The 17,982-nt window shown below is 71.0% G+C and carries 15 protein-coding genes and 1 other RNA gene; 7 read left to right on the forward strand and 9 right to left on the reverse strand.

Annotated elements, in window-relative coordinates:
* Positions 1-25: 25 nt before the first annotated feature.
* A non-coding RNA gene (locus ACP93_RS21100) (sX9 sRNA) lies at positions 26-100 on the forward strand.
* 21 nt (positions 101-121) lie between these two features.
* Entirely contained in the window at positions 122-574 is a 453-nt protein-coding gene (locus tag ACP93_RS09230) for a DUF4426 domain-containing protein (protein ID WP_048490402.1), read from the forward strand.
* 1,292 nt (positions 575-1,866) lie between these two features.
* Here the strand turns inward: ACP93_RS09230 and soxR are convergent.
* Positions 1,867-2,304, reverse strand: a complete 438-nt coding sequence (gene soxR, locus ACP93_RS09235; protein WP_048490403.1) for a redox-sensitive transcriptional activator SoxR — start codon at positions 2,302-2,304, stop codon at positions 1,867-1,869.
* Positions 2,305-2,405: 101 nt separating this feature from the next.
* Between soxR and ACP93_RS09240 the strand changes: the two genes are divergently transcribed.
* Positions 2,406-3,791, forward strand: a complete 1,386-nt coding sequence (locus ACP93_RS09240) for an MFS transporter (RefSeq protein ID WP_048490404.1) — start codon at positions 2,406-2,408, stop codon at positions 3,789-3,791.
* Between the two features lie 259 nt (positions 3,792-4,050).
* Here the strand turns inward: ACP93_RS09240 and ACP93_RS09245 are convergent, their stop codons facing one another.
* Together ACP93_RS09245 and pdxH are read right to left on the reverse strand one after the other, a co-directional pair.
* Positions 4,051-4,851: a cobalamin-binding protein gene (locus ACP93_RS09245; RefSeq protein ID WP_048490405.1), complete on the reverse strand. Its 801-nt coding sequence runs from the start codon at positions 4,849-4,851 to the stop codon at positions 4,051-4,053.
* A gap of 79 nt (positions 4,852-4,930) precedes the next feature.
* Entirely contained in the window at positions 4,931-5,530 is a 600-nt protein-coding gene (pdxH, locus tag ACP93_RS09250; protein WP_048490406.1) for a pyridoxamine 5'-phosphate oxidase, read from the reverse strand.
* Between the two features lie 132 nt (positions 5,531-5,662).
* Between pdxH and ACP93_RS09255 the strand changes: the two genes are divergently transcribed.
* Both ACP93_RS09255 and aroB read left to right on the forward strand, forming a co-directional pair.
* Positions 5,663-6,205, forward strand: coding sequence for a shikimate kinase (locus tag ACP93_RS09255; RefSeq protein ID WP_048490407.1), 543 nt, complete (start codon positions 5,663-5,665; stop codon positions 6,203-6,205).
* Positions 6,202-7,311, forward strand: a complete 1,110-nt coding sequence (aroB, locus tag ACP93_RS09260; protein WP_048490408.1) for a 3-dehydroquinate synthase — start codon at positions 6,202-6,204, stop codon at positions 7,309-7,311. Before ACP93_RS09255 ends, aroB begins: the two co-directional genes overlap by 4 nt.
* 436 nt (positions 7,312-7,747) lie before the next feature.
* Here aroB and ACP93_RS09265 read toward each other — a convergent pair whose 3' ends face one another.
* Positions 7,748-8,566, reverse strand: a complete 819-nt coding sequence (locus tag ACP93_RS09265) for an AraC family transcriptional regulator (RefSeq protein WP_048490409.1) — start codon at positions 8,564-8,566, stop codon at positions 7,748-7,750.
* 110 nt (positions 8,567-8,676) lie between these two features.
* Between ACP93_RS09265 and ACP93_RS09270 the strand changes: the two genes are divergently transcribed.
* Positions 8,677-9,702: an alpha/beta hydrolase gene (locus ACP93_RS09270; RefSeq protein ID WP_048490410.1), complete on the forward strand. Its 1,026-nt coding sequence runs from the start codon at positions 8,677-8,679 to the stop codon at positions 9,700-9,702.
* 67 nt (positions 9,703-9,769) lie between these two features.
* On the opposite strand, the gene ACP93_RS09275 is transcribed toward ACP93_RS09270, so the two are convergent.
* The 5 genes from ACP93_RS09275 to ACP93_RS09295 form a co-directional block, all read right to left on the reverse strand.
* The gene (locus ACP93_RS09275; protein WP_053069719.1) at positions 9,770-11,215 is read right to left on the reverse strand and encodes an efflux transporter outer membrane subunit; all 1,446 of its coding nucleotides are present in this window, start codon (positions 11,213-11,215) and stop codon (positions 9,770-9,772) included.
* Complete coding sequence (locus ACP93_RS09280; RefSeq protein ID WP_048490411.1) at positions 11,215-14,415, reverse strand: efflux RND transporter permease subunit; 3,201 nt, start codon at positions 14,413-14,415, stop codon at positions 11,215-11,217. The genes ACP93_RS09275 and ACP93_RS09280 overlap by 1 nt, the downstream gene beginning before the upstream one ends.
* A complete protein-coding gene (locus tag ACP93_RS09285) occupies positions 14,412-15,533 on the reverse strand; it encodes an efflux RND transporter periplasmic adaptor subunit (RefSeq protein WP_048490412.1) in 1,122 nt (373 codons plus the stop codon). Before ACP93_RS09285 ends, ACP93_RS09280 begins: the two co-directional genes overlap by 4 nt.
* A 426-nt stretch (positions 15,534-15,959) precedes the next feature.
* Positions 15,960-16,283, reverse strand: coding sequence for a cupin domain-containing protein (locus ACP93_RS09290; protein WP_048490413.1), 324 nt, complete (start codon positions 16,281-16,283; stop codon positions 15,960-15,962).
* Positions 16,280-16,903, reverse strand: coding sequence for a cysteine hydrolase family protein (locus ACP93_RS09295; RefSeq protein ID WP_048490414.1), 624 nt, complete (start codon positions 16,901-16,903; stop codon positions 16,280-16,282). The genes ACP93_RS09290 and ACP93_RS09295 overlap by 4 nt, the downstream gene beginning before the upstream one ends.
* Positions 16,904-16,995: 92 nt before the next feature.
* Between ACP93_RS09295 and ACP93_RS09300 the strand changes: the two genes are divergently transcribed.
* Positions 16,996-17,949, forward strand: coding sequence for a GlxA family transcriptional regulator (locus ACP93_RS09300; protein ID WP_048490415.1), 954 nt, complete (start codon positions 16,996-16,998; stop codon positions 17,947-17,949).
* The last annotated feature ends 33 nt before the right edge of the window (positions 17,950-17,982 follow it).

Genomic DNA, 17,982 nt, shown 5'->3' on the forward strand with positions numbered 1-17,982 from the left:
GGCGCGCACGGTGCTCGGCATCGGCATGTAGCGCTTGTACACTGCGGTCCTGCGCGCCGTCCGCACCCGCCTGGCGACCGCTCGCGCTGTTTTGTCAGCCACTCCAAGCCGGAGAACGCCGATGCGTGTCCTGCCCGTTGCGCTGCTGTGCCTGGCCCTGGCCGCTTGTGCGGACCAGGACACCCCACGCCCGGCGACGCTGCTCGCCGCCACCCCGGCGCAGGCCGATTTCGGCACGCTGCGCGTGCACTACAACGCCTTGCCCACGCTGGCGATGAGCGAGGACGTGGCACGTCGCTACGGCATCGCCCGCGAAGCCGACACCGCGCTGGTGATGATCGCGCTGCGCACCCTGCACGGCGGCGAGGAAGCGCCTGCCGTCGGTACGGTGGAGGCGGTGGCGACCGACCTCAGCGGCCAGCGCCAGCCGGTGGCGCTGCGCGCGGTCCGTACCGACGCCTACACCGACTACGTGGGCACGGTACGCAGCAGCGCCCACGACCAGTTGCGCTTCGTCGTGCAGGTCCGCACTGCCGACGGCGCCGGCACGGTGCGCTTCACCCGCAATTTCTAGCGCACGTCCACGCTGCGCGGGCAACACAAACCGTTTTGAGGAGCGGCTTCAGCCGCGACGGGGCTTTCCCGGTAACACCGGGTCGCGGCTGAAGCCGCTCTTACGGAAAGATCGACAGACCGATCGACGCAGACCGAGCCCGGTGAGCACATGGATTCTTTGTGGGAGGGACTTCAGTCCCGACTGCATGGAGCGTCAAACGCCTTTCCGCTTCGCTCGTCGCGACCCAATGGCACGATGAAAACGACGTCTCCATCATCCTCGACAAGCGAGCACCTGTGGCCACGCGCGCTGCACTCATAGCAATCAGCCCTCGCGTCATCCGAGCACACACAAGCCGCAATGCCGCCACGTCAACCAGTACCGCGTCGGGACTGAAGTCCCTCCCACATCGTCTCGACCGCACATCGCGGCGCCGTCGCGTGTCGTAGGAGCGGCTTCAGCCGCGGCCGGGCTTTCCCGGTAACGCCAGGTCGCGGCTGAAGCCGCTCTTACGGAAAGATCGACAGACCGATCGATGCAGACCGAGCCCGGTGAGCACATGGATTCTTTGTGGGAGGGACTTCAGTCCCGACTGCATGCAGCGTCAGACGCCTTTCCGCTTCGCTCGTCGCGACTCAACGGCACGGTGAAAACAACGTCTCCATCATCCTCGACAAGCGAGCACCTGTGGCCACACGCGCTGCGCTCATAGCAATCAGCCCTCGCGTCATCCGAGCACACACAAGCCGCAGTGCCGCCGCGTCCACCGGCATCGCGTCGGGACTGAAGTCCCTCCCACATCGTCTCGACCGCACATCGCGGCGCCGTCGCATGTCGTAGGAGCGGCTTCAGCCGCGACCCGGCTTTCCCGGTAACGCCAGGTCACAGCTGAAGCCGCTCTACGGAAAGATCGACAGACCGACCTATGCATAGCAAACGCGGTCAATACAGACAGCCGTTGTGGGAGGGACTTCAGTCCCGACTGCATGCAGCGTCAGGTGCCGCTCTCCTCGTTCACTGCGACTGAAGAGCACAGTGAATCACGACATTGCTCACGGCGACCACCTTGCGCGTCATCTGATTTCGCGCAAACAGCAATGCCGCGACGTCCACCCGTGCCGCGTCGGGACTGAAGTCCCTCCCACATCGTCTCGATCGCACATCGTGGCGCCGTCGCGTGTCGTAGGAGCGGCTTCAGCCGCGACCGGGCTTTCCCGGTAATGTCAGGTCGCGGCTGAAGCCGCTCCTACAGAGGCCAGACCGACAACCGCACCAACATCACGCGTGCTTGCCGCGCGCGAATGCGTTGCTCAATCCTCCGCCCAGCGCTGCGGCCCATCGCCGTGCGCGGCCAGGGTGTCGGCCGGGTTGCTCAGGCGGCAGCGGCGCAGCGACAGGCAGCCGCAGCCGATGCAGTCGGTGAGCTGGTGGCGCAGGCGGGTCAGCTGCAGGATGCGTGCGTCCAGCTCCTCGCGCCACACCGCCGACATCCGTGCCCATTCGGCGCGGGTCGGGGTGCGCGCGTCGGGCAACTGCGCGAAGGCGGCCTTGACGCTGTCCAGCGGCACGCCGACGCGCTGCGCCACGCGAATCACCGCCAGCCGGCGCAGCACGTCGCGCGTGTAGCGGCGCTGGTTGCCGGCGGTGCGCATGCTGCGGATCAGGCCCTTGCTCTCGTAGAAATGCAGCGCCGACACGGCCACGCCGCTGCGCGCGGCCACCTGCCCCACGCTCAGTTCCTCCTGCATCGCTTGACCTCGAGTCCGGTTGAGGTTGCATGCTGCACGGCCTGCAGGCACCCACGCAAGCCGCCGCCTGCACACGTCCAACCGCTTTCCCAGGGATTCCGATGCAAGACCACGCCACTGCCACCGCTGCCCCACCCGCTCCGGCCGCTGCCGGCTCCGTGCTGGCGCCGGCCTATCGCGCCACCACCATCGGCATGGTCGCACTGGTGTCGCTGATCGCCTTCGAGGCGCTGGCGGTGGCCGCGGCGATGCCGACCGTGGCCCGCGAACTGGAGGGCCTGCGGCTCTACGCGCTGGCCTTCGGCGGCACCCTGGCCACCAGCGTGATCGGCATGACCGTGGCCGGGCGCTGGAGCGACCTGCACGGGCCGGCGGCGCCGCTGTGGGCCGGCCTGGCCTGCTTCGTCTGCGGCCTGCTGCTGGCCGGCTTCGCTCCATCGATGGGGATGCTGCTGGCCGGTCGACTGGTGCAGGGCCTCGGCGCCGGTGCGATCTCGGTGGTGCTGTACGTGCTGGTCGCGCGGCTGTATCCGCAGGCGATCCGCCCGCGCATGTTCGCCGCGTTCTCCGCCGGCTGGGTGGTGCCGTCGCTGATCGGCCCCAGCATCAGCGGACTGATCGTCGAGCACGTCGGCTGGCGCTGGGTGTTCCTGGCAGTGCCGCTGCTGGCGCTGCCGGCGGCGGCGCTGCTGTGGCCGGCATTGCGGCGGCTGCCGCCCGCCGCAACCACGGACGGCGCCAGCGGTGCGTCGCGGCTGTGGTCGCTGGGCGCCGCGGCCGGGGTCTGTCTGCTGTACCTCGGCGGCCAGCAGCGCGGGCTGTGGGCGGCGCTGCTGCTGCCGTCGGCGTTGGCGCTGCTGGTGCTGTGCGCCTGGCGATTGCTGCCGGCCGGCACCCTGCGCGCCGCGCGCGGCCTGCCCAGCGTGATCGCGCTGCGTGGCGTCGCCGGGTCGGCATTCTTCGGCTGCGAGGCGTTCCTGCCGCTGCTGCTGTCGCGCGAACGCGGGCTGTCGCCGGTGTGGGCCGGCGTGGCGCTGAGCGCCGGTGCGCTGGGCTGGTTCGCCGGCTCCTGGTACCAGGGCCACTACGGCCGCGACGCCACCCGCCTGCGGCGGCTGCGCCTGGCCTGCACGCTGATGGCGCTGGGCATCGCGACCACGACGCTGGCGCTGCTGCCTGCGGTGCCGGCGGCACTGGCGATCGGCGGCTGGACCGCCACCGGCCTGGGCATGGGGCTGATCTACCCGACCCTGGCGGTGCTGACCCTGACCCTGTCGCCGCCGGCGCGGCAGGGCCGCAACAGCTCGGCGCTGCAGTTGAGCGAGGCGATCGCGGTGGCGACCACGCTGGCGGTCGGCGGCTCGCTGTTCGCCGCGCTGCTGGCGTACTCGGCCGCTGCGGCGTATCTGTCGACCTTCGCCGTCGCCGCGTTCATGGCCCTGCTCGGCTTTTGCATCGCCGGACGCACCCAGCCGGCGCCTGGCTAGACCGTCTCATCCATTTTCGCGCACGGCGCGCCGTGGTGACGCACACGTGCGGCAGAGACGAGCGAGGCAGCGACCCTGTGCCCGCGTCCGAACGATGACGCGGCCATGGATGCAGGGATAGCGCCGCTTCCGGTGAACCCTGGCCGGTGTGCCGCCGACGCCGCGCGGCTTGCGCTGACCGCCATCCAGGCCCTGCGCCACGCAACGCTGCTGGCGCACCTGCCAGACGACGCGGCGTGCTCGCGGATCGGGAAAAGCGCTACGTCGCGTCCTCGCGCCTGGCCCAGGCCTGGATGATGTCGGCGATGGCGCGCACGCCGTCGGTGAGCGCGGCCGGCCCCGGCTGCAGGATCAGCGGCGACTTGATCTCGAACAGTTGTCCGTCGCGCACCGCCGGAATCGCCGCCCAGCCCGGTCGCGCGGCGACGCGCTCGGGACGGAAGCGCTTGCCGCACCAGGAGCCGAGGATGATGTCCGGCGCACGCCGCACCACCTCGTCGCCGTTGGCGAGGATTCGCGCCTTGGCCAGCGGCTGCACCGACAGTTCCGGGAACACGTCGTCGCCGCCGGCGATGCCCACCAGTTCGGCGACCCAGCGGATGCCGGTGATGATCGGCTCGTCCCATTCCTCCAGGTACACCCGCGGCCGCCGCGGCAAGCGGGCGGCCTGCGCGGCGATGGCGTCCAGGCCGCGCTGCAGGTCGTCGGCGTAGGCCGCCGCGCGCGGCCCGGCGCCGACCAGCGCGCCGAGGCGGCGGATGTAGTCGAGGATGCCGTCGACGCTGCGATGGTTGGCGATCCACACCTCCACGCCATGCCGCACCAGTTCGGCGGCGATGTCGGCCTGGATGTCGGAGAAGCCGATCGCCAGGTCCGGCTGCAGCTTGAGGATCTCGCCGATCTTGGCGCTGGTGAAGGCGCTGACCTTGGGCTTGTCGCGGCGCGCCTGCGGCGGGCGCACGGTGAAGCCGCTGATGCCGACGATGCGCTGCTCTTCGCCGAGCGCGTACAGCGTTTCGGTCGGCTCCTCGGTCAGGCAGACGATGCGCTGCGGGCCCATCCTCAGCGCGCCTCGCCCGAACACGCGCGCGCTGCTGCTGCGGCGGCGGCGGTGCCGCGGCAAGCCGGGCCGGCGCCGCTCACGGAAACAGCATCCGCTTGCTCCAATGGCCCGCAGCATCGGCCTCGTAGCGCCAGCGCTCGTGCAGGCGGTACTTGGCGCCGTACCAGAACTCGAAGCTGCGCGGCACCACGCGGAACCCGCCCCAGCCGTCCGGACGCGGCACCTCGCGACCCTCGAAGGTGGCCTCGGCCTTGGCCACGCGCTCCTCGAACTCCTCGCGCGACTCCAAGGTGCGCGACTGCGCCGAGGCCCAGGCGCCGATCTGGCTCATGCGCGGGCGCGAGGCGAAATAGGCATCGGCCTCGGCCGCGGCGACCAGTTGCACCTCGCCGTCGATGCGCACCTGCACCCCGTCCTCGCGCATGCGCCGCCACAGAAACAGCAGCGAGGCCTGCGGATTGGCCTGCAGCTCGCGGCCCTTCTGGCTGTCCAGGTGGGTGTAGAACACGAAGCCGCGCGCGTCGTAGGCCTTGAGCAGCACCACCCGCGACGACGGGCGCGCCTCCAGCGTGGCCGAGGACACGACCATGGCGTTGTATTCGGCCTCGTCGCTGGTGCGCGCCTCGGCGAACAGGTCGGCGAACGTGGACAGGGCTTCGGCGTAGAGATCGGGCATGGCGACAGGCACTCGGCGGACGATGCGCCATTGTCGCGCCATGCACCGCGCGACGCACGCCTCGCCGCACGATGGCGCGTGCGGGGCCTGCGCAGCGCGCGAGGCGGCGCCGGTCTCTGCTAGCATCGGCGGATGAATCCCGCCCCCAACCTGGTGCTGGTCGGCCCGATGGGTGCCGGCAAGAGCGTCATCGGCCGCCGCCTGGCCGAGCGCTTCGGCCTGGTCTTCGTCGACAGCGACCAGACCATCGTCGAACGCACCGGCGCCAGCATCACCTCGCTGTTCGAGCACGCCGGCGAAGCCGGTTTCCGCGAACACGAGCGCGCGGTGCTGGAAAGCATCCTGAGCACGCCCGGCCACCTGATCTCCACCGGCGGCGGCGCTGTGCTCAATGCCGACAGCCGCCGCGAGATGCGCGAGCACGGTTTCGTGGTGTACCTGCGGGTCGGCGTGGCCGCGCAACTGCAGCGCCTGCACCGCGACCGCAGCCGCCCGCTGCTGCAGCGTGGCGACCGCGAGCAGGTGCTGCGCGACCTGCACGCGGTGCGCGAACCGCTGTACCGCGAGGTCGCCGACCTGATCCTGGACACCGACCACTTCACCCCGGCCGAGGCCACCGCGCAGCTGGTCGTGCGCCTGGCCGCGTCGTGGAAACTTCCGGAACCCACTGCATGACGGCAGCATCGCGCACGGTCCAGGTCGCTGGCGACCCGGCCTACACCATCCGCATCGGCCCTGGCCTGCTCGACGACGGCGCCGCGCTCGCCGCGCACGTGCGCGGCCGCCACGTGCTGCTGCTCAGCGACAGCCAGGTGGCGCCGCTGTATGCCGCGCAGGTCCGCAGCGCGCTGCTGGCGGCGCGCCCGGAGCTGCAGATCGGCGACTTCGTGATTCCCGCCGGCGAAGCCTCCAAGACCCTGGACCACTTCGCCGCGGCGATCGCCGCGCTGGCCGCGCTGGGCGCCACCCGCGACGCCTGCGTGCTGGCGCTGGGCGGCGGCGTGGTCGGCGACCTGGCCGGCTTCGCCGCGGCCTGCTGGATGCGCGGCGTGGACTGCGTGCAACTGCCGACCACGCTGCTGGCGATGGTCGACTCCTCGGTCGGCGGCAAGACCGCGGTGGACATTCCGCAAGGCAAGAACCTGGTCGGCGCCTTCCATCCGCCGCGCGCGGTGCTGGCCGACACCGCCACGCTGCGCAGCCTGCCGCCGCGTGAACTGCGCGCCGGGCTGGCCGAGGTGATCAAGTACGGCGCCATCCGCGACCCGCTGTTCTTCGAATGGCTGCACGCCGAACGCCGCGCGCTGCTGGCCGGCGAGCCGGCGGCGCTGGCGCAGGCGATCGCGCGCAGCTGCGAACACAAGGCCGAGATCGTCGCCCGCGATCCGCTGGAGAAGGGCGAGCGCGCCCTGCTCAACCTCGGCCACACCTTCGGCCACGCCATCGAGACCGAACAGGGCTACGGCGCCCCGGACAACGCCAACTTCAACCATGGCGAAGCGGTGGCGGTGGGCATGGTGCTGGCCGCCGAACTGTCGGCGCGGCTGGGCATGGCCAGCGCGCAGGACACGGCGCAACTGCGCACGCTGCTGCACGACTTCGGCCTGCCGACCGCGCTGCCGGCCGGACTGGCGCCGGAAGCCCTGCTGGCGCGCATGCGCCTGGACAAGAAGAACCTGGCCGGACGCCTGCGGCTGGTGCTGTGGCGCGGCATCGGCCACGCCGAGATCGTGCCCGACGTCGACGAGGCCGAGGTGCTGGCGGTGCTGGCGGCCGGCTGAGCGCAGGCACGGCTGCGCCAGCGCGCGATCCCGTGCGCGGCGACTTGCAGGGCGCCGCCGATCCCGGCGGGAAGCGCGCTTGCAGCAGCGGCGCCTGTCCCCTTTTGCGGGATGAGCCGCGACAGATGCTTGTCGGGAACGCCTGTCGCGACTGCAGGACATCGCTCATCACTCGCTTTGTTGCGCCTCGGCCGGAGACATCGCACCCCTCGCAGGAGCGACTTCAGCCGCGACAGGCATTCCCGGGAAAGCCCGTCGCGGCTGAAGCCGCTCCTACGGAGGGTGTCACGACGCGTCCGCTTGAGCCGGGCAAAGCGAGTGATAAGCGGTGCCCTGAAGCCGCTGCTGCAACGCAATGACGCGTCTGGCTGCGCCGAGGGCAAGACGCGTGATGAAACGTGCCGTGCGCTCCGCCAGTCGCCAGTCGCACGCGCACTCAGCGCGCCTGCCGCCACGCCCGCGGGGTCTGCCCGACCTGCGCCTTGAACACGCGCGACACCGCGGCCTCGCTGCCGTAGCCCACCTCGTCGGCAAGCTGCTTCAGCGGCCGCCCTTCGCGCAGGCCACGCTGCACCAGGGCGATGCGCCAGTCCTGCAGGTACTGGCCCGGCGTGCAGCCGAGGGTCTCGCGAAAGCTGCGCGCGAAGGCACTGCGCGACATGCCGGCGCGGGCCGCCAGGCTCTCCAGCGTCCAGGGCTGCGCCGGGGCGTCGTGAATGCCGGTCAGGGCCAGCCGCAGCCGCGCGTCGGCCATGCCGGCGAGCATGCCGCCGTCGGCGAGTCCCTGCTCCATCAGTTCGCGGATCACGTGCACCAGCACCACCTCGAACAGCCGGTTCAACACCGCCTGGCGCCCGCAATGCTGCGCGAACGCTTCCTCGAACAGCAGGTGCAGCAGCGCCTCGCCCTGGCGCAGTGCGTCCAGCGGCAGGCAGATGCAGGCCGGCAGGGCCCGCACCAGCGGATTGGCCGCGCCGCCGCTGAAGCGTAGGTGCGCGCAGGCGAAATCCGCACCGCGTTGCGCATCGATCTCGAAGCGATGCGGCATGGCCTGCGGGTACAGCAGCAGGCTGGGCCGGTCGATCCGCAGCACTCTGCCGTCGCCGTTGTGGACGACCACGCTGCCCTGGCGCAGCAGGTGCAGCTGGCCACGGTCGCCGTCGTCGAGCCGGTGCAGGCCGCATAGGGTGCCGGCGTGGAAGACCTCGGCGCTGACCGAGAAGTGGGTCAACAAGGCGGCCAGGCGGTCGGTCACTCAGGACTCCAGGTAAAGTTTTATGGACGATTCGCCACTTATCGTACCGTCCTGGCGCGCAAAGTCACTCATGTCGCCGGCATCTCGCCCGGCATGCCCCAGGAACCGCCATGAAGACCCTGCTTCCCTTGCTTGCCACCTCGCTGCTGGCCGGCGCGATCGGCACCGCCACCGCCGCGACACCGGCCGACCAGCCCGCGCCGTTGCGCCCGGTCGCGACGTTCCTCGCTGCGCTCAACGGCAGCGGCGGCAAGCCGATCGAACAACTCACGCCGACGCAGGCGCGGCAGGTGCTGCGCGATGCCCAGGCCAATACGCCGTTGCCGCCGGCCGAGGTCAGCCGCACCACCATCCAGGCCGAGGGCAAGCCGCTGAACCTGGTCATCGTGCGGCCGCCGCACACGGACGGCCAGGTGTTGCCAGCCTTCATGTTCTTCCACGGCGGCGGCTGGGTGCTGGGCGACTTCCCGACCCACGAACGCCTGATCCGCGACCTGGTCAACGCCTCCGGCGCAGTCGCGGTTTACGTGGACTACACGCCGTCGCCGGAAGCGCAGTATCCGGTCGCCATCCACCAGGCCTATGCCGCCACCCGCTGGGTCGCCGAGCATGGCGCGCAGATCGGCGTGGACGGCAAGCGCCTGGCGCTGGCCGGCAACAGCGTCGGCGGCAACATGGTCGCGGCCGTGGCGCTGCAGGCCAAGGCGGCCGGAACGCCGGCGCTGCGCTACGACCTGATGCTGTGGCCGGTGACCGACGCCCGCTTCGACGATGCGTCGTACCAGCAGTTCCAGAGCGGCTACTTCCTCACCCGCAACATGATGACCTGGTTCTGGGACAACTACACCACCGACCCCAAGGCCCGCGCCGAGATCACCGCCTCGCCGCTGCGCGCCACCCCGGCGCAGCTGGCCGGCCTGCCGCCGACGTTGATCCAGACCGCCGAACTGGACGTGCTGCGCGACGAGGGCGAAGCCTTCGGCCGCACGCTGGACCAGGCCGGGGTGACGGTCACGGTGACCCGCTACAACGGGCTGATCCACGATTTCGGCTTGCTCAATGCCCTGCGCGACGTACCCGCGGTGCGGACCGCGATCCAGCAGGCCGGCGACGGGCTGCGCGAACACCTGAAGTAAGCGCACTACCGGCTGCACGCCATGCAGCGCTCTCTGGCTGCAGCGTGCCGCCCAGCGCCCAGCGGACTCAGCGCTGGATGTGCTCCAACGACGCATCCCCACCCAAGGTGCGATACAGCGTGACCCGATTGCTGGCCGCGGTCAGCTCGACCGCGACCAGGCTGCGCTGCGCCGCGTAGTAGCTGCGCTGCGCATCCAGGTTGGACAGGGCGCTCTCCACACCCTCGCGATAGCGCTGCGCGCTGGCGTCGTAGGTGTTGGCGGCATCGGCGAGCAGATCGCGCTGCGCCTGCAACTGCGCATCGATAGTGCCGCGCCGGGCCAACGCATCTGCCACTTCGCCGAAGGCGGTCTGCACGGTCTTTTCGTAGCCGGCCACGGCGGCATCGCGCTGCGCCTCGGTGTAGCGCACGTTGGCGCGCGCCGCACCGCCATCGAACAAGGTGTAGGCGGCGCCGGCGCCGACCGACGCGGTGCGCGCATCGTGCGTGAAGAGTTGCGACAGCGTGGTGCTGGTCAAGCCCAGCAGGCCACTCAGGCTGATGCTGGGAAACAACGCGGCGCGGGCCGCGCCGATCTCGGCATTGACCGCACGCAGTTCGTACTCGGCCTGCACCACGTCGGGCCTGCGCAGCAGCACGCTCGTGTCCAGGCCAGCCGACGGATCGCCGATGCTGGGAGCGGCCTCCTCGATCGAACCCGGCAACAGCGCCGGATCGACCGGAGCGCCCACCAGCAACTGCAAGGCATTGACGTCCTGCGCCAGCGCCGTGGTCTGCGCGGCCAGGTCGGACTGCGCGGCATGCAGCACCTGGTTGGCCTGGTCCAGGTCCGAGTGCGGCACGATGCCGCCGTCCACCCGCTGCGCGGTCAGCGCCACGCTGGCCCCGGCGCTGCGCACGGTGTCCTGCGCGAGCGTCAGCAGGCTGCGGTCGCTGGCGTAGGTCAGCCAGGCCGTGGCGATGTCGCCGACCAGGGTCAGGCGGGTGGCGCGTGCCGCCGCTTCCTGTTCCAGGTAGCGCTGCTGCGCGGCCGCGGTCAGCGCATGGATGCGGCCGAACAGATCCAGTTCGAAGGCGGTGACGCCCAGGCCAAGATCGTAATTACTGGCATAGCCCGCCGCCGGTGCGGCCGCTGCGTTGCCGCCCTGGGTGGCGTCGTTGCCCGGCGCCGCACCCTTGCCGCGATAGGAGCGCGTGGCGGTCGCGCTGGCGCCCACCTCGGGCAGCAGGGCGGCGCGCTGGATCCGGTACTGCGCTCGCGCCTGGGCGATGTCGGCGAGCGCGATCCGCAGATCGCGGTTGTTGTCCAGCGCCTGGACGATCAGCGCCTGCAGGCGCGGGTCGCCGAACACCTGCCGGTAACTCAGCGACGGCAGCGTCGCCTCGTGTTGCGCCAGGTAGGCATCGCCCACCGGCCACGACGGCGGGATCGGTGCGGTGGGCCGCACATAGGCCGGCGTCAGACTGCACGCCGACAGCAGGCACGCGGCAGCGAGTACGAGCGCGCGCATCAGGCCGGCTCCGGCAGCGTCGGCGCGGATGGCGGCGCCGCACCGTCGCGGCGTGCGCGACGGCGCGCCAGCCACTCGGCCATCGCGATGTGGAAGGCCGGGGTCAGGTACAGGGTCAGCGCCTGCGAGAACAGCAGCCCACCGACCACCGCGATGCCGAGCGGGCGGCGCGCTTCGGCGCCGGCGCCCACGCCCAGCGCGATCGGCAGCGACCCCAGCACCGCCGCCAGGGTGGTCATCATGATCGGGCGGAAGCGCACCGTCGCCGCTTCCAGCATCGCCGCGCGCGGCTGCCTCCAGCGCGCGTCGCCCGAGCGCTCCAGGTCGAGCGCGTAGTCCACCATCATGATGCCGTTCTTCTTGACCAGCCCGACCAGCAGGATCAGGCCGACGAAGCTGAAGAGATTGAGCTCCTGACGGAACAGCACCAGCATCAGGATGGCGCCGAACCCGGCCAGCGGCAGCGAGGTGAGGATGGTGATCGGATGCAGCGCGTTCTCGTACAGGATCGCCAGCACGCCGTAGATCAGCAGCACGGTGATCAGCAGCAGCATCGGCAAGGTCTTCATCGAGTTCTCGAAGGCCTGAGCCGAGCCGGCGAACTGGCCGCTGATGGCGCGTGCGTCGCCCTTGCCCAGGGTCTGTGCCATCAGGTTGCCGATGCCGGCGGCGGCATCGCCCAGCGACACGCCGGGCGCCAGGTTCATCGACAGCGTCACCGCCGGCAGGCCGGCGTAATGGTTGATCGCCACCGGCCCCACGCCCATGCGCACGTCGGCCACCGCGCGCAGCGGCACCATCGGGCCGCCGGCCGCGGTCAGTACCGCGCTGGTGCCAGAACTGCTGTTGGAGGTCTGCGTGCCGATCGCGGTGATGCCCGGGTTCTGGTTGCCGTTGAACGACAGCGCATCCAGGCCGTTGAGGTCGGCCTGCGCCGCGGGGTCGACCTGCAGCAGCACTTCGTACTGGTCGGTGTCGCCGTAGATGGTGCTGATCTTGCGGCCCCCGTATGCGCTGGCCAGGGTGTCCTGCAGGCCGGCGGCGGTGACGCCCAGCGCGGCGGCCTGCTCGCGGTGCAGCACCACCTCGATCTCCGGGTTCTTGAGCTGCAGGTCGCTCTGCGGATCCTGCACGTCGCGCAGTTGCCGGAGGCGCTGCAGGATGCTGTCGGATTGGGCGTACAGCGCCTTCTGGTCGGTGGACTGCAGCACGTACTGCAGCGATCCGTTCGACGCCGTCGGCCCCATGTCGATCGCCGGCGGATTGCGCATGTTGAGGGTGATGCCCTGGATCGCGGCGACCTGCTTGCGCACGTCCTGGATCACCTCCTCGGCGCTGCCGCTGCGCTCGGACAGCGGCTTGAGCCCGATCAGCAGGCGCCCGCTGTTGCTGAGCGAATTATCCGAGCCGATCACCGATTCGACATTGGCCACGTTGGGATTGCGCTGGATGATCTTCACCACCGCCGCCTGCTTGGCGACGAAGTCGGCGAACGCGGTGCCCTCCGGCACGCGGGTGTCGCCGTCGATCTTTCCCGAGTCGACCTGCGGGATGAAGCCCTTCTCGACCACGGCGTAGACACCGGCGGTGCCGACCAGGGTGGCCACGCCGATGACGCACATCAGGCCGATGCGCTCGGTCGCCCAGGCCAGCGAGCGCGCGTAGCCGCGTTCGCTGGCGTCGACCAACCGGTCGAAGCGCTCGAACACCCAGCCCGTGCTCTTCTTCGGGTCGAGCCAGCGGCTGGCGAGCATCGGCGTGAGCGTCAGCGAGACGATGCCGGACAGGATCACCGCGATCGCGATCACCATGCCGAACTCGGAGAACAACCGCCCGACCAGCCCGCCCATGAACACGATCGGCAGGAACACCGCCGCCAGCGACACCGTCATCGACAGCACGGTGAAGCCGATCTCGCGCGAGGCGGCGATGGCAGCGTCCATGCGGCTGGCGCCCTGCTCGGCGTGGCGCACGATGTTCTCGATGACCACGATGGCATCGTCGACCACGAAGCCGACCGACAGGGTCAGCGCCAGCATCGAGATGTTGTCGAGGCTGAAGTGCAGCAGGCGCATCACCGCGAAGGTGCCGATCAGCGAGGTCGGCAGCACCAGCGCCACGATCAGCGTCGCCATCCAGCTGCGCAGGAACAGCAGGATCACCACGATCACCAGCGCCAGCGAGCCGAGCAGGGTCCACTCCACGTCCTCCACCGAGGCGCCGATGTAGTCGCCGCGGTCGTAGAGCACGTCGAGCTGGGCGTCGCCGGGCAGCTGCGCGCGGATCCCCGGCAACGCCGCCTGGATGCCCTGGGTCACCGACAGTGTGTTGGCGCCCGGCTGGCGGTGGATGTTGATCTCGATCGCGCGCTGGCCGTTGAGCGAGGCGGCGGTCTGCAGGTTCTCGACGCTGTCCTCGGCATGGCCGACGTCGCGCAGGCGTACCGGCGCGCCGTCGGCATAGCTCAGCACCATGGCGTCGAAATCGGCCGCGCGCTTGAGCTGGCCGTCGGCACGCACGGTGTAGGAGCGCGCGCGCCCCATCAGCGTGCCGGCCGGCGCATTGCTGTTGCCCGCCTGCACCGCCGAGACCACCTGGTCGAAGCCCAGGTGGCGGGCGGCGAGCAGGTGCGGGTTGACGAACAGGCGCACCGCGTACTTCTGTGCACCGTTGACGTCGATCTGGCCGGCGCCCGGCACCGAGGCCAGGCGCAGCGCCACGCGGTCCTTGGCGAACTGGTTGAGCAGCGGCAGCGCGATGGTCCTGGAGCGCAGGATCAGGTGCATGATCGGCGCGGCGCTGGGATCCTCCTTCTGGATCTGCGCCGGGTTGATCTCGCGCGGCAGCAGGCCGGCCGCCTGCGAGACCGCGTTCTGCACGTCCTGCGCGGCGGCATCGACATTGCGGCTCAACGCGAACTGCAACACGATGCGGGTGCTGCCGACGCTGCTGGTCGAACTCATCGTGTCCAGCCCGGGCAGGCCGCTGAACTGGCGCTCCAGCGGCGTCGCCACCGCCGCGGCCATGGTCTCGGGATTGGCACCGGGCAGCGACATGTTGACGGTGATGGTCGGGAAGCTGACGTCGGGCAGCTCGCTGACCGGCAGCGCGAAGTAGGCCATGCCGCCGGCCAGCACCAGCACGATCATCAGCACCGAGGTCATCACCGCGCGGCGGATGAACAGCGCCGACAGGTTCACGCATGCCGTCCGGTCGCTGCCGCGTTCGGCGTGGCGTGCGGGTTGCCGGATTGCACCGCGCTGCCGTCGCGCAGTTCGTTGGGCACGGTGAGGATGACCCGGTCGCCCGCGCGCAGGCCCTTGGCGATCACCGCCTGCCCGTCGACCATCCGCGCCACGGTCAGCGGCCGCGCCGCGGCGCGACCAGCGACCACGCAGTACACGTACGGGCCCTGCTGTCCCTGCTGCAGCGCGCTCTCGGGCACCGACAGGGCCTGCGGGTCCTCGGCCAGGATCACCCGCACGGTGACGAACTGGCCGGGCCACAGCATGGCGCCGGTGTTGGCGAAGCGTGCGCGCAGCTCCAGGGTGCCGCTGCTGGTGTCGAAGGCGTTGTCGAGGAACGCCACCTCGCCGCGATCGAGCAGCCTGCCGCTCACCGCATCCAGCGCCAGCACCGGCAAGCCCAGGCCCTGGCGCCCCAGCGGCGCCGCCCGCACCGCGTCGACCTGCACGTGCGCCAGGGCGAAGCGCACCTCGATCGGCGTGCTGACGTTGAGCGTCACCAGCGCGGTGCTGGACCCGCTGGACACCAGGTTGCCCGGCTTGACCGCGATGGCGCCGGCGCGGCCGTCGATCGGCGCGCGCACCTGGGTGTAGGCCAGCGACAGTTGGGTCTGCTCGACCTGCGCCTGGTCGGCGGCGACGGTGCCGCGCAGCGAGCGCAGCGTGTCGGCCGCGGTGGTGTAGGTCTTGGGATCGACCGCGCCGGTCTTGGACAGCTTGGCGTAGCGCGCCTCGGTGTCAGCCGCATCCGCCGCCAGCGCCTGGTCGCGGGCCAGGGTGGCGCGTGCCTGCGCCAACGCCGCCCGCAGCGGCCGCGGGTCGATGGTGAACAGCAGTTGCCCGGCGTGGACCTGCTCGCCGTCATGGATCAGTACCGACTGCAGCACCCCGTCGGCCTGCGCACGTACCTCCACGGTCTGCGGCGACAGCAGCGTGCCGGAGGTCTCGATGATGTCCGGCACCCGGTGCGGTGCGACCGTCATGGTTTGCACGCGCAAGGGTTCGGGCGCCGGCGCGGGATGCTGGCGGTGTGCGCGCCAGTACCAACCGCCGAGGATCAGCAGGCACAGCATGGCCAGGCCGGCGAAGACGGTGATCCGTCCAAGTCCGCGCGCCTTGCGTGGCGTTTGATAAGCGCTCGCACGCGGACGTGGCGCGCGCAACGGCGTGACATCGTTGTAAGTGGCAGAAAGCGGCGCAGGATCCGGTCCCGCGCCGACATCGAGGTGCTGCCCAGGGAACCGCCCATCGCTCTGGCTTCGCATGCCGGCCGCGTCCGCACTCGTGGTGAATGGCGATGCCGTGACACCAGGATCTCTGTGCGCACGCAGCGGCATAGCCTGTTCCAATGACGCCAGATCGACAGTGATGGGGCCGTGATAGAACGCACATCGTCACGCGCGGTGCGTCGCCCTGTGCACGCGTCATCGACAGCGCACGTCCCTGCTACCGCATGGGCAACAATCGCGGCGCCGCCGGCCGCGAGCGCGTCCCGGCGCTCACGGACTGCCGTCGCGCTCCACCACCAGTACCCGCGCCGGACCCTGCGGATGCGCCACGTGCTCGGTCCCCTCAGGCGCATGGAACAGGTCGCCGGCCTGCAGCAACGCCGCCTGCTCGACGCCATGCACGCGCCAGCGCATCTGCACCTGCCCATCCAGCACCACGAACACCTCCTGCCCGTCGTTGACGTGCCAGACATAGGGTTGATCGGTCCAGTGGATGCGCACGCCGATGCCGTCCAGCAACGCCACCGGCAGCGCCTCCCAGGCGCGGCTGCCCGTGAACGCCCGCGCACGCAGCACCCGCGGCGCACCGCTCATGCCACGCCGTGCGCGCGGCGATTGGACTGCAGCACGTTGTCGCGCGCCAGCGGTAGCCCCGCCTGCACCGCCGCGATCCACTGCGCGGTGTCGGCGACCGCGGCGAAGTTGCTGTGGAACACCACCCCGAACACCCGGTGGATCTCCTCGGCGCTGGCATGGCCGGCGGCGTTGGCGTACGCCAGCGCGCCGCTGGCGTCGCCCAGGACTTCCACCGCCAGCCCGCGGTGGAAGGCCTCGTACACGGTGGAGGCGTTGCAGTTGTGGGTCATGTAGCCGACCACGGTGAGGGTGTCGATCGCCTGCGCCTGCAGCCAGGCGGCCAGGTCGGTGTCGGCGAACACGCTGGGCCGGGTCTTGCGCAGCAACCGCGTGTGCGGCCGCGCGGCGACCTGCGGGTGCAACGCCCAGCCGGCGCTGCCCTCGGCGAACACCGGTGACTGCGCCGGCGCGGTGTGCTGCACCACCAGCATCGGCACGCCGTGCGCCTGTGCGGCATCCATCGCCTGCAGGATGTTGGGCAGCGACTGCGCCACCGGCGGATGGGCGATGGGCAGCGCGCCGTCGAAGTACTCGTTCTGGACATCGATGACCAGCAAAGCGCGGCGGGGGGAAGACATGCGGTGGCTCCAGGGTTGAGAGGCAGCCAGTGTCGGCGGCCGGGTGCGCGGCGACGAGTGGCCCGAAACACCGTTTTCGCTAAAATCGGGCCATGTCGCCGCATCGCATCGCCGTGGTCGCCTTCGACCGCATCAGCCCCTTCCACCTCGCGGTGCCCTGCCAGGTGTTCGAGGCGCGGCCCGACACCAACCTGCCGGCCTTCGACCTGCGCGTGTGCGCCGCCGAGCCGGGCCTGCTGCGCACCGACGCCGGCTTCGCCATCCAGGTGCAGCATGGCCTGGAGGCGCTGGACGGCGCCGACACGGTGATCGTGCCGTCCTGGCGCGATGCCGCCGAGCCGACCCCGGCGGCGCTGTGCCAGGCGCTGCGGCACGCCCACGCCGCCGGCGCGCAGGTGGTGGGTCTGTGCCTGGGCACCTTCGTGCTGGCCGACGCCGGCCTGCTCGACGGCCGTCCCGCCACCACCCACTGGGCGGCGCTGGCGCGCTTCGCGCAGCGCCACCCGCAGGTGCGGCTGCAGCCGGACGTGCTGTACGTGGACGACGGCGACGTGCTGACCTCGGCCGGCACCGTGGCCGGCATCGATTGCTGCCTGCACCTTGTGCGCCGCCGCCACGGCGCCGAGGTCGCCAACCGCATCGCCCGGCGCCTGGTGGTGGCGCCGCATCGCCAGGGCGGGCAGGCGCAGTACGTCGAACAGCCGCTGCCGGCCAACCGCCGCGACGCCCTGCTCGGCCCGACCCTGGACTGGATGCTGCAACGGCTGGAGCAGCCGCTGCGCCTGGACGCGCTGGCCGCGCATGCGCGGATGAGCCGGCGCAGCTTCACCCGGCAGTTCCGCCAGGTGACCGGGACTACCGTGGTGCAGTGGCTGGCGCACCAGCGCCTGGTCCGCGCCCAGCAATTGCTGGAGAGCACCGACCTGGCGCTGGAGCGGATCGCCGCCACCTGCGGCTTCGGCAGCGCCGGCGCGCTGCGCCAGCAATTCGCACGCGCCCTGGGCGTGCCGCCCTCGGCCTACCGCCGCGGCTTCCGCGCCGGCTGACGGCAGCCCGCTGCGTTCCGCCGGTCGCACCAC

This window comes from Xanthomonas sp. NCPPB 1128, assembly GCF_001043115.1.
In the GTDB taxonomy this organism is placed as follows: domain Bacteria; phylum Pseudomonadota; class Gammaproteobacteria; order Xanthomonadales; family Xanthomonadaceae; genus Xanthomonas_A.

Coding starts and splice junctions, on each gene's coding strand:
- ACP93_RS09230 (WP_048490402.1), top strand. CDS start 122: ATGCGTGTCCTGCCCGTTGCGCTGCTGTGCCTGGCCCTGGCCGCTTGT.
- soxR (WP_048490403.1), bottom strand. CDS start 2,304: ATGCAGGAGGAACTGAGCGTGGGGCAGGTGGCCGCGCGCAGCGGCGTG.
- ACP93_RS09240 (WP_048490404.1), top strand. CDS start 2,406: ATGCAAGACCACGCCACTGCCACCGCTGCCCCACCCGCTCCGGCCGCT.
- ACP93_RS09245 (WP_048490405.1), bottom strand. CDS start 4,851: ATGGGCCCGCAGCGCATCGTCTGCCTGACCGAGGAGCCGACCGAAACG.
- pdxH (WP_048490406.1), bottom strand. CDS start 5,530: ATGCCCGATCTCTACGCCGAAGCCCTGTCCACGTTCGCCGACCTGTTC.
- ACP93_RS09255 (WP_048490407.1), top strand. CDS start 5,663: ATGAATCCCGCCCCCAACCTGGTGCTGGTCGGCCCGATGGGTGCCGGC.
- aroB (WP_048490408.1), top strand. CDS start 6,202: ATGACGGCAGCATCGCGCACGGTCCAGGTCGCTGGCGACCCGGCCTAC.
- ACP93_RS09270 (WP_048490410.1), top strand. CDS start 8,677: ATGAAGACCCTGCTTCCCTTGCTTGCCACCTCGCTGCTGGCCGGCGCG.
- ACP93_RS09275 (WP_053069719.1), bottom strand. CDS start 11,215: ATGCGCGCGCTCGTACTCGCTGCCGCGTGCCTGCTGTCGGCGTGCAGT.
- ACP93_RS09285 (WP_048490412.1), bottom strand. CDS start 15,533: ATGCTGTGCCTGCTGATCCTCGGCGGTTGGTACTGGCGCGCACACCGC.
- ACP93_RS09290 (WP_048490413.1), bottom strand. CDS start 16,283: ATGAGCGGTGCGCCGCGGGTGCTGCGTGCGCGGGCGTTCACGGGCAGC.
- ACP93_RS09295 (WP_048490414.1), bottom strand. CDS start 16,903: ATGTCTTCCCCCCGCCGCGCTTTGCTGGTCATCGATGTCCAGAACGAG.
- ACP93_RS09300 (WP_048490415.1), top strand. CDS start 16,996: ATGTCGCCGCATCGCATCGCCGTGGTCGCCTTCGACCGCATCAGCCCC.